This is a genomic window from Curtobacterium sp. 18060, from assembly GCF_902706105.1.
Lineage (GTDB): Bacteria > Actinomycetota > Actinomycetes > Actinomycetales > Microbacteriaceae > Curtobacterium.
Genome location: NZ_CACSJV010000037.1, coordinates 24979 through 35233, shown reverse-complemented (window position 1 = coordinate 35233; position 10255 = coordinate 24979). Strand labels below are relative to the sequence as shown.

The window sequence follows — 10255 nt, the reverse complement described above, 5'->3', positions numbered from 1 at the left end:
CCGGCGGACTCCCCACCGACCCGAGCCCACGCCCGTTCGAGCACGTCCACCAGACGACCGCGGTCCGCCGGCGCCATCGTGAACGGCACCCGCAGGAACCGTTCGAACCCGCCGTCCGGGCCGAACACCCCGCCGGACGCCAGCACCACGCCCTCGGACCGCGCGGCCAGCACGAGCGCACTCGACACCGGTCGCCCGAGGCCCACCCACGTCGTCAGCCCACCTGCGGGCGACGGCACGTCCCATTCCGGGAGTCGTGCCCTGAGCGCGCCCACGACGTCGTCGCGACCCTGTCGCAGGTACTCGCGCCGCGCCTCCAGGACGGCCGCCGTGCGTGGGACCAGCTCCCGCGCGACCAGCTGGTCGAGGACGGGGGTGCCGAGGTCGCCCGTCGGGCGAGCGGCGAGCAGCCGCTGCAGGAGCGCCGGTGCGGCGCGGATCCAGCCGATCCGCAGGCCGCCCCAGAAGACCTTGTCGGCTGACCCGATCATCACGACCGACGCCCCCGACGGGTCCGCTGCTGCCAGCGGCAGCGACGGCGCGCCGTCGATCCGCAGCTCGCCCATCGTCTCGTCGGCGACCACCGTCGTGCCGACCGACGCCGCGACCGACAGCAGCAGCTGGCGGGTCGACACGGACATGGTCGCTCCGGTCGGGTTGTGCAGCTCGGGCATGACGTAGGCGACGGCCGGGGCGGTCCGGCGCAGCGTCGTCTCGAGCGCGGCGGCGTCCCACCCGGTCCGCGCGTCGACGGGCACGCCGACGAGTCGTCCGCCGGCCTCGCGGAACGCCTCGTGCGCGTGCGGGTAGGTCGGGGACTCGACGAGCACGGCGTCCCCGCGACGGACGAGCACCCGTGCGAGCAGCGCGATGGCGTGCTGCGCGCCGATCGTCACGATCACCTGGGACGGGTCGGTCGGCAGTCCGCGCTCGGTGTACCGGTCGGCGATGGCGGCGCGGAGCCCGGGGTCGCCGACGGTGTCGTACCCGATACCGGCGAGCGCCGCGGGCACGTGTCGCACCGCCCGCTCGACGGCCTCGGCCATCCCCGGTGCCGAGTGCAGCGCGGCCTTCCGCAGGTCGAGGAGCTCGCCGTCGACCACCCCGCCGAGCCGTTCCGGGTCGGGACGACCGATCAAGGACGCGGGCAGGTGGACCACGCTGCCGGAGCCACGGACCGACACGACGAACCCGTCGGACCGCAGTCGGGCGTAGGCGTTCGCCACGGTCGTGCGGGAAATGCCGAGCGCGGTCGCGAGCCCACGCTCCGCCGGCAGTCGCACGCCCTGCGCGACCCGGCCGTCGATGACGAGCACCCGGATGGCGTCGGACAGGGCCTCGTACGCCGGGGCGTCGGTGCCGTCGCGCCAGTCGGTGAGCAGCAGGGCAGCAGATCGGGCACTCAACAGCACGGGTGTCATGGGTCCACGGTAGCGCGATTGGCTCTCGACCAGCAGTCCAATCCGCATCGACGATGAACCCATGTCCCGCAGCACCGCCCTCACGTTCCGCTTCGTCCAGCTCTTCGTCGGACTGTTCCTCTACGGCGCCTCCACCGCGCTGCAGGTCCGAGCGGTCGTCGGCGTCTCGTCGTGGACCGTCCTGACGCAGGGCCTCGAGAACGTGGTGCCGTGGTCGTTCGGCGTCATCACCGTCGTGTCGAGCGGCGTGATCCTGCTGTTCTGGATCCCCCTGCGCCAGAAGCCGGGTATCGGCACGCTGCTGAACGCGCTGGCGATCGGACCGAGCGCCGACCTGGTGCTCTGGCTCGTGCCGGAGCCGTCCGGGCTGCTCGCCCGGGTCGCCCTGTTCGCCGCCGGACTGGTGCTGCTCGCCGTCGCGACGGCGTTCTACATCGGCGCGGGGTTCGGCACCGGGGCCCGTGACGGCCTGATGGTCGGACTGCACGAGCGCCTCGGCTGGCCACTCTGGCTCGCGCGCACCCTGGTGGAGGTGTCGGTCGTCATCGTCGGGTGGATCCTCGGCGGGAACGTCGGCGCCGGCACCGTCATCGCCGCCTTCGCGATCGGTCCGATGGTGCAGCCACTCATGCCGTTCTTCCGCCGGTTCCCGTGGAGCCCGGAGCGCCGGGTCGTCCGGGAGGCCCGCCCCACCTCCGTCGCGCACGCTTCATGAGCAGGAATGGTCGGGTCGCAGGGCCCCACCCGACCATTTCTGCTCACCATCCGCCCGGCACCCTTGCGCATCGCAGAATCGCGATATAGCGTGACTTCCACAGACGCGATACATCGCGAGTTGGAGGAAGCAACATGACGCAGGAGAAGTGGCTCGTCGACGAGCCCAAGGTCATCGACACCGGCATCGTCCGCACACTCCGTGTCGGACTCGTCGGTGGTCAGGTGGACGTCGTGGCACACGACGAACCCACCGCACGGGTCGAGGTCCACAGCGTGTCCGGCAAGCAGCTGAAGATCGAGGTCGACGGCGACACGCTCACCGTCGACCACCCGCAGATCCGTTGGGACGACCCCATCGGGTTCCTGAAGTCGTTCCGCGGCAAGGCCCACGCGGACGTCAGCATCCTGGTCCCCCGCGACGCCTCGGTGCACCTCGGCGTCGTGTCGGCGGGTGCCCTGCTGTCCGGCACGAACCGCGGCGCGATGCTCAACACGGTGTCCGGCGACCTCGTCGTCGACGGTGTCGCCGGCGACGTCACGGTCAACGCCGTCTCGGGCGCGACGACCATCCGCGAGCTCGACGGCGCGCTGACGGTCCACACGGTCTCGGGTGACGTCGTGGCCACGGGCGAGATCCCGCGGTTCCAGGCGGACGGTGTCTCGGCGGACGTCGTGCTCGACCTGCACGGCGTGCCGGAGTCGGCGCGCGTCAACACGGTCTCGGGTGGCGTGAGCGTCCGGCTCGAGGACGGTGTCGCCTACCAGTGCACCGTCAGCACGGCGTCCGGCAAGCTGCAGTTCGACGACTCCGAGATCCGCGGTGTGCGCGGCTCGTACGTCAAGCAGGGTGGCGAGCTGGCCGGCCAGTGGCTCGACCTGCGCGTGAACTCGGTCTCCGGCGACATCGCGGTGCTGCACGCCCCGCCGGTCGCCACCGAGCCGACCGCACCCCCGGCACCCCCGACGGCGCCGGTCCCCCCGACGGCGCCCGTGCCCCCGACGGTCCCGACCAACGACGGCGACGCGCCCGGCGGGGTTTCCGGTACTGCCCCCGTCACCGACACAACGCCGACCAACGACGGCGAGGTGCCCGCATGAGTCCCGTCTTCGCCCACGGCCACCTCCGCCTGTACCTGCTCGTGCTGCTGGCGGACCACCCGATGCACGGCTACGAGCTCATCCAGGCCCTCGGCGACCGGTTCGGCGGCACCTACGTGCCGAGCGCCGGCACCGTGTACCCGCGGCTCGCGAAGCTCGAGGAAGAGGGCCTCGTCTCGAAGACCGCCGACGGCCGCAAGACCGTCTACGCGATCACCGAGGCCGGCCGCACCGAACTCGCGGCCCGTGCCGACGAGATCGCCGCGGTCGAGTCCGGGGTCGCCGACTCGGTGAAGTCCCTGGCCGACGGCGTCCGCGCCTCGGTCGGCGAGGCCATGCGCTCCCTCCGTGCAGACCTCGCCGCCTCGGCGGAGAGCCCCGGCACCGGTTCCCACGAGGACCCCGTCTCGGTGCCGTCGGAGAGCGCCCGTGCCCTGCGCGAGCTCGAGATGGCGTTGTCGTCGTTCCGGCAGCAGGTCCGCGCGGACCTGCGCCGACGTGCGACCCGCGGCACACTCCGTGCGGACACCGTGACGCGTCTGCGTGACGGCCTGGAGGCCCTGCGCAAGTCGCTCTGACGGCCCGCGGCCGACAGGCGGTCGCGACCCGTGCCTCCCGGCCGCCCGTCGCACCGCCCCACCCACGGAACCAGGTTCCGGACACAGCACCACGCCGATCCGTGGTGTCGTGACCGGAACCTGGTTCCGTTCGCGCACGACGGCCCGCGGTTCGTGCGCTACAACCCGCGGTCGGCGAACGCGACCATCGCATCGCGCAGCGCACGTGCCGCACCCGCTCCGGCCCAGTCGTAGGCGTGCGCGAACCGCTCGTCGTGCACGTACATCTCGGCGAGTGTCCGGAACCGCTCCGCGGTGAGGTCCGCCGGCGGCGTCGACTCGGCGAGCCACGCGAACTGCCGCCGCGCCAGTGCCTGCGCGGCCGGCGAGTCCGGGCCGTCGCCGGACGCGGCGAGCGCTGCGGCGTCCCGGGCGATCGCGCGCAGCTCGTCCTGGAACGCCTGCTTGCCCGCGGTGTCCTTCGCATCCCACCAGGCGGTGCCGCGCTGCCAGGCGCCCGCTCCCCAGCGCTCCTCGACCTCGTGCTTGAAGCGGGTCTGGTCGAACCCGTCGAAGGTGTCCGTGGCGTTCATGGTGTCCCCGTTCTCGATCCTGGTGATGGTGGTGCGCACGGCGGCGAGCTGCCGGGCGAGGCGGTCCCGCTCGTGTTCGAGCCAGGCGACGTGCGCGGTGAGGGCGGCGACGTCGTCCTGCTCGCCGTCGAGGACCCGGCGGATGTCAGGCAGCCCGAGGCCGAGGCCGCGCAGCAGCAGGATGCGCTGCAGCCGAACGAGCGCCCGGTCGTCGTAGCGACGGAGTCCGCCGTCGCCGACGGCGGTGGCCGGCAGCAGCCCGATGGCGTCGTAGTGGCGGAGCGTGCGGCTCGACACCCCGGCGGATCGCGCCACGTCGGCGATGCCGTGGGGTGCTTTCGCAGCTGCGGTGGCGATGTCTGACGGATCCCTCATGCAGCCCACCGTAGAGGTTGACGCAACGTCAACCGCACGGGGTGATCGGGGTGCGGAGTCGACGACACGCGACCGACCGGGAATGACCGCCCGGGGACCCGTGTTGACTCCCGCCCGGAACTGAGTAGGTTTGCCGCTCGTGACGAACGAGGTCCGGTCGCTGAAAGCGCGACTGATCGGGGATCCCCTCCCCTCCGAGAAGCTCGAAGGACAGCTCCTCCCGAAGCACCTGGCACTGCCGATCTTCGCGAGTGACCCGCTGTCCTCCGTCGCGTACGCACCGCAGGAACTCCTGATGATCCTGCTGCTCGGCGGGATGTCGTTCCTGACCTTCGCACCGTGGGTGGCCGCGCTCGTGGTGCTGCTGCTCGTGGTGGTCGTCGCGTCCTACCGGCAGCTCATCAAGGCGTACCCGTCAGGCGGCGGTGACTACGAGGTCGCGCACCGGAACCTCGGTGAGAAGGCCGGGCTGGTCGTCGCCAGCGCGCTGCTCGTCGACTACGTGATGACGGTCGCGGTGTCGGTGGCCTCCGGCGTGGACAACATCATCTCGGCGCTACCCATGCTGAACGACGTCCGCGTCGAACTCGCGCTCGTGTTCGTCGTGCTCCTCGCCGCCACGAACCTGCGCGGCGTGCGGGAGTCGAGCAAGGCGTTCGCCATCCCCACCTACCTGTTCGTGGCGTCGGTCTTCGTGATGGTCGTCACCGGCCTGGTCCGGGTGGCCGCCGGGCACGCCCCGGTCGCCGAGTCCGCCGGGTACACCGTCGACAACGTCGAGCACACGACGCAGGCGGCGTTCATCCTGCTGCTGCTCCGCGCCTTCGCCTCCGGCTGCTCGGCCCTGACCGGCGTCGAGGCCATCGCGAACGGCGTGCAGGCCTTCCGACGCCCGAAGATCAAGAACGCGCAGGCGACCCTGGTGGCGATGGGCGGCATCGCGATCGTCCTGTTCATCGGGCTCATCACGCTCGCGCTCGTGTCCCGCGTGCACTACGCCGAACGCGCCTGCGACCTGCAGGGGTTCGCGGACTGCGCCACGACGCCGCAGCGCTCCCTCATCGCCCAGATCGCGGCGGCGACGTTCGGTGACAACTCGGTGCTGTTCTTCGTCATCCAGGCGACGACGGCCGCGGTCCTGCTCCTCGCCGCGAACACGGCGTTCAACGGGTTCCCGCTGCTCGGCTCGATCCTGGCCCGCGACTCGTACGCCCCCAAGGCCCTGTCGACGCGCGGCGACCGGCTCATCTACTCGAACGGCGTCATCGTCCTGGCGCTCGTCGCCGCGGCGCTGCTCGTGGTGTACCGGGCGAACGTCACGAGCCTCATCCAGCTCTACATCATCGGCGTCTTCGTGTCGTTCACCCTCGGGCAGACGGGCATGGTCGTGCACTGGACGCGACTGCTGCGCGCGGACCGGGCCGGCACCGCCGATCCGTCCGTCAACCGCGCGCAGGTGGTGCGCTCCCGCACCATCAACGCGATCGGCGCCACGTTCACCCTCGTCGTCCTGGTCATCGTCACGATCACCAAGTTCACGCACGGCGCCTGGCTCGTGTTCCTGATCATGCCGATCCTGTACGTGCTCATGCTCGGCGTGAACCGTTACTACCGCGACGTCTCGCACGAGATCGAGGCCGACGTCGAGACCGAGTTCGGTGCCACCGGCGACCACGCCGTCGTGCTCGTGAACAAGCTGCAGAAGCCCGTGCTCAAGGCCCTCGACTACGCGATCGCCGCCGAGCACGCCAGCTGCGAGGCGGTCCACGTCGCGATCGACGACGCCGACGCCCAGAACCTGCGCGACCAGTGGGCCGAGTACGGCATCCGGATGCCGTTGACCATCGTGCCGAGTCCGTACCGCGACATCTCGATGCCGCTCATCAAGTACATCAAGGCGCACCGGCTCGAGCACGGCTCCGAGGTCGTCACCGTCTACACCCCGATCTTCATCGTCGGCCACTGGTGGGAGGGCCTGCTCCACAACCACCGCGGCCGTCGCATCCGCAAGAAGCTCCTGCTCGTGCACGGCGTCACCGTCGCGCTGGTGCCGTGGCTGCTCGACTCGTCCGAACTGCTGTACGGCCGCCGGTCGCGTCCGCTCCCCGGCCAGGAACGTCGCGGCGAGCCCGTGCGGCCCCCGCTCCGCCGGTCCCTCGCCGGCTCGGCCGGAGCGCCGGTGGACGGTGTCGTCGACGATCGCCTGGCCCGGTCCGCGCAGCGGAACAGCCTGCAGCCGCGTCGCGCGACCCGACCGGCCGGTCCCGCCGAGGGCGTCGACCCCGCGCAGTGCACCGGTGAGCTGCACGCGCTCGTGCCGACCTCGCCGCGTCGGGGCGACGAGTCGTAGCATCTGACGTCATGACGATCACCGACCTGCGGACGTTCGCCACGTTCGACGGCCACGGCGGCAAGGTGTCGAAGCGCGTCGAGGTGCTGGACCACGAGCCCGTCGCGGGCAGCCGCCACGAAGGACTCGTCGCCGTGCGCGGCGAGCACCCGCTGGGCGCGCTCGACGAGCGCGCCGCCGACGAGTCGGCAGCGCTGTCGCGCGGCGTCCCCAGCGTCGGCTGGGTGGATCCGTCGACGCTCCGCGACTGGTACCGCCCGGACCGCGTGGTCATCACCCGGCTCGAGGCGCGGCAGTCCGGCATCGAGCCCGGTCTCTACGCCGATTCGCGCGGTCGCGGACGGGTCCGGATCGACGGCCTGGAGGCACGACTCGCCCCCGACGGTCGCCCCGCCTTCCGCGCACTGGCCGGCTCCGAGGCGCCCTGGGTGGTCGACGTCCCCCTGCCGACGGACCAGGCGGTACGGCTCGTGGCGGTCGCCGAGGTCGACGACGGCTTCGAGGTCGTGACCGCTCCGGTGTCCCCGTTCCTGCAGCCCGGCGACTACGCGGCGTACGACGATGACGTCCCCGGTCTGCCCCCGCGGCCGTCCAGCGGCCGGGTCGTGGTGTCCGCGACCGTACTGCTCGACGGATCGCTGCACGAGGTCGAGCGCATCGACGAGCAGGCCGCGACGATCTGGGTCCGGCGCGAGGGACGGACCGTGCCGATCGCCACGAGTGCGGTCGGCCCGGACCTGGTGCGGTACTCGGCCACGCCGGTCTGACGGGGGACACGCCTCCTGCGGGGTGCGTCGGAGGTGCGGCGTAGCGTCCTCGGCATGAGTGATGCAGAAGAGACCCTCGGCGGCGCCCGTCCGGACCCGTCGACCGACGCGAGCAAGGACCCCGAGCAGTGGGTCACCGGTGACGAGCCGATGACCGGACCCCAGCGCAGCTACCTCGACACCCTGGCCCGTGAAGCCGGCGAGGAGCTCTCCGCCGACCTGACCAAGGCCGAGGCCTCGGAGCACATCGACCGCCTGCAGCAGCAGACCGGCCGCGGCACGGACACCACGGGTTCCTGAGAGCGGGTCCGCCCTTCGGCGGACCCCAGCCTGGGCATGTTCTGGTGATGTCCGGGCAGACCCCCGGACGAGGGGGTTCGATGACGCGTCACCGGTTAGCTTCGTGGCCATGCGAACGACATCGACCTCAATCGGCCTGACCGCGCTCCGCATCGTCCTCGGGGTGGTGTTCATCGCTCACGGCGCCCAGAAGTTCGCCCAGGGCATCCCGAACGTCGCCCAGGGCTTCTCCGGCATGGGCGTCCCGCTCGCCGACGTCGCCGCGCCCCTGGTGGCGGGCCTCGAACTCGTCGGCGGCGTGCTGCTCGTGCTCGGCGTCGCGACCCGTGTCGTGGGCGTCCTGCTCGCCGTCGACATGGTCGTCGCGGGGCTGCTCGCGCATGCGTCGTCGGGCTTCTACTCGCAGGACGGCGGCTTCGAGTACGTGCTCGTCCTGGCGGTCGGGTCGCTCGTCGTGGCGCTGACCGGCCCGGGGCGGTTCTCGCTCGACGCCGTGTTCCTGGCGTCGTCCCGTCGCCGTCGTGGCGTGCAGGAGCCCCTGCCCGCCTGACCCGCGGGATGTGCGGGCGTGCGTGCTGCGCCGCCGCCTGCCGCCGCGTGCGTGTGTGCGTGCGGCCTGGCGTGCTGCTGCCGCCTGGCGCGCCGCCCCGTCGCGCTGCGCACGGTGCGCGCTTCGTGGGCCCGTGCGAGGTTGACCGCTCGGTGCGCCGACAGAGCCTCGCACCGAGCTGCCAACCCCGCGCGGGGCGACGAACCTCGCACGGTGCGCAGCCCGCCGACCCCGCACCGCCCGACGAACCTCGCACGGTGCGCAGTCCACCCAGGCCGCACGGGACGACGAACCTCGCACGGTGCGAGGTTGACCAGCTCACGCGGCGGCGAGCACGTCCATCACCTGGCGGGCGATGAGCCGTCCGGCCCGGTTCGCCCCGATCGTCGACGCCTGCGGCCCGTAGCCCGCCAGGAACAACCGTGGCTCGTCGACCGAGCGCCCGTCCGCCACGACGACCCCGCCGGCCGCGGTCCGCAGGTGCAGCGGCGCGAGGTGCCGCAGGTCGGCCCGGAACCCGGTCGCCCAGAGCACCGCGTCGGCGTGCACGTGCGTGCCGGCGGCCGTCACCACGCCGGTCTCGTCCATCCGGGTGAACATCGGCTGGTCGCGAAGCACCCCGCGGTCGATGCCCGCGCGAATCCGCCGCGAGACCGGCACGCCCGTGCCGCTCACGATGCTCGGCAGCACCTCGCCGGCACGGGCCGCCCGGTCCTGCTCGTCGACCGCTGCGACCGCCGACTCGAGGTCGAGCGACGACGAGTCCGCCCACACGATCGGCCGCCGGACGAACCAGTGGGTCGACCGCGCGACGCCGTCGAGTTCGAGCAGGAAACCGATGGCACTCGTCCCGCCGCCGACCACGACGACGTCCTGCCGGGTGAACTCCGCGGCGCTGCGGTACTCGGTCGTGTCGAGCTGTCGTCCGCGGAACGCGCCTCGGCCCGGGTACCACGGCACAAACGGCGTGCCCCACGTGCCCGATGCGTTCACCACGACGTCGGCGCGGATCCGGGTCTCGGTGCCGTCGGCGGAGCGGGTCGTGACGCACAGTCGGCCGTCCGCGGTGCGCGAGACCGACGGCACCGAGACCGGACGCCGGACCCGCAGGTCGTAGTGCTGCTCGAACCGCCTGTAGTACTCCCCCACGACGTCCCGGGCGGGTCGTGACCGATCGGCGTCGTCGAACTGCAGCCCCATCGCCCGCATCCCCGGCAGGTCGTGCACGCGGTGCGCCGCGCCGAGCCGCAGGGCCTCCCACCGGAACTGCCAGGCACCACCCGTGCTCGGCGCACGATCGAGCAGCACCAGGTCGGTGCCGGGTACGAGTCCCAGGCGGCGCAGGTGGTATCCCACCGACAGACCGGCCTGCCCCGCACCGATGACGACGACACGGGCGGACTGGTCGGCTGGGTTCTCGAGGGGTTCGGTCATCACTTCGATTCTCCTGTGCGCGGAGCCGTCGCGGCGACGTCCAGATCGAGGTACATGGTAGAGTGATTGGCAGATTTCAAACCACGAACCGTC

10 protein-coding genes are annotated in these 10255 nt (G+C 72.1%); 7 read left to right on the top strand and 3 right to left on the bottom strand.

Going from position 1 to position 10255, the window contains the following annotated elements; all coding sequences use genetic code 11:
* A partial coding sequence (locus GVL05_RS14880) for a PLP-dependent aminotransferase family protein (protein WP_159573611.1) occupies positions 1–1421 on the bottom strand: 1421 nt, incomplete at its 3' end.
* 61 nt (positions 1422–1482) lie between these two features.
* Here GVL05_RS14880 and GVL05_RS14875 point away from each other — a divergent pair.
* The 3 genes from GVL05_RS14875 (at position 1483) to GVL05_RS14865 (ending at position 3814) form a co-directional block, all read left to right on the top strand.
* Positions 1483–2136 carry a YitT family protein gene (locus GVL05_RS14875; RefSeq protein ID WP_159573610.1) on the top strand — a complete coding sequence of 218 codons (654 nt, stop codon included), beginning with the start codon at positions 1483–1485 and terminating at the stop codon, positions 2134–2136.
* 134 nt (positions 2137–2270) lie between these two features.
* Positions 2271–3236, top strand: coding sequence for a DUF4097 family beta strand repeat-containing protein (locus GVL05_RS14870; protein ID WP_159573609.1), 966 nt, complete (start codon positions 2271–2273; stop codon positions 3234–3236).
* Positions 3233–3814, top strand: a complete 582-nt coding sequence (locus tag GVL05_RS14865) for a PadR family transcriptional regulator (RefSeq protein WP_111085559.1) — start codon at positions 3233–3235, stop codon at positions 3812–3814. The genes GVL05_RS14870 and GVL05_RS14865 overlap by 4 nt, the downstream gene beginning before the upstream one ends.
* 158 nt (positions 3815–3972) lie before the next feature.
* On the opposite strand, the gene GVL05_RS14860 is transcribed toward GVL05_RS14865, so the two are convergent.
* Positions 3973–4761 carry a MerR family transcriptional regulator gene (locus tag GVL05_RS14860; protein ID WP_159573608.1) on the bottom strand — a complete coding sequence of 263 codons (789 nt, stop codon included), beginning with the start codon at positions 4759–4761 and terminating at the stop codon, positions 3973–3975.
* 130 nt (positions 4762–4891) lie between these two features.
* Here GVL05_RS14860 and GVL05_RS14855 point away from each other — a divergent pair, with 130 nt between their 5' ends.
* From GVL05_RS14855 to GVL05_RS14840, 4 genes are all read left to right on the top strand, one after another.
* A complete protein-coding gene (locus tag GVL05_RS14855; protein ID WP_123937529.1) occupies positions 4892–7111 on the top strand; it encodes an APC family permease in 2220 nt (739 codons plus the stop codon).
* An 11-nt stretch (positions 7112–7122) separates the two neighbouring features.
* Entirely contained in the window at positions 7123–7878 is a 756-nt protein-coding gene (locus GVL05_RS14850; RefSeq protein ID WP_123293660.1) for a hypothetical protein, read from the top strand.
* Between the two features lie 54 nt (positions 7879–7932).
* Positions 7933–8178, top strand: a complete 246-nt coding sequence (locus GVL05_RS14845) for a DUF3072 domain-containing protein (protein WP_123293659.1) — start codon at positions 7933–7935, stop codon at positions 8176–8178.
* Between the two features lie 109 nt (positions 8179–8287).
* Positions 8288–8728: a DoxX family protein gene (locus GVL05_RS14840; RefSeq protein WP_123671966.1), complete on the top strand. Its 441-nt coding sequence runs from the start codon at positions 8288–8290 to the stop codon at positions 8726–8728.
* Positions 8729–9046: 318 nt separating this feature from the next.
* Here the strand turns inward: GVL05_RS14840 and GVL05_RS14835 are convergent, their stop codons facing one another.
* Positions 9047–10162 (bottom strand): NAD(P)-binding domain-containing protein, encoded by a 1116-nt coding sequence (locus GVL05_RS14835; protein WP_159573607.1) that lies wholly within the window; start codon positions 10160–10162, stop codon positions 9047–9049.
* Between the last annotated feature and the right edge of the window lie 93 nt (positions 10163–10255).

Coding starts and splice junctions, on each gene's coding strand:
- GVL05_RS14875 (WP_159573610.1), top strand. CDS start 1,483: ATGTCCCGCAGCACCGCCCTCACGTTCCGCTTCGTCCAGCTCTTCGTC.
- GVL05_RS14870 (WP_159573609.1), top strand. CDS start 2,271: ATGACGCAGGAGAAGTGGCTCGTCGACGAGCCCAAGGTCATCGACACC.
- GVL05_RS14865 (WP_111085559.1), top strand. CDS start 3,233: ATGAGTCCCGTCTTCGCCCACGGCCACCTCCGCCTGTACCTGCTCGTG.
- GVL05_RS14860 (WP_159573608.1), bottom strand. CDS start 4,761: ATGAGGGATCCGTCAGACATCGCCACCGCAGCTGCGAAAGCACCCCAC.
- GVL05_RS14850 (WP_123293660.1), top strand. CDS start 7,123: ATGACGATCACCGACCTGCGGACGTTCGCCACGTTCGACGGCCACGGC.
- GVL05_RS14845 (WP_123293659.1), top strand. CDS start 7,933: ATGAGTGATGCAGAAGAGACCCTCGGCGGCGCCCGTCCGGACCCGTCG.
- GVL05_RS14840 (WP_123671966.1), top strand. CDS start 8,288: ATGCGAACGACATCGACCTCAATCGGCCTGACCGCGCTCCGCATCGTC.
- GVL05_RS14835 (WP_159573607.1), bottom strand. CDS start 10,162: ATGACCGAACCCCTCGAGAACCCAGCCGACCAGTCCGCCCGTGTCGTC.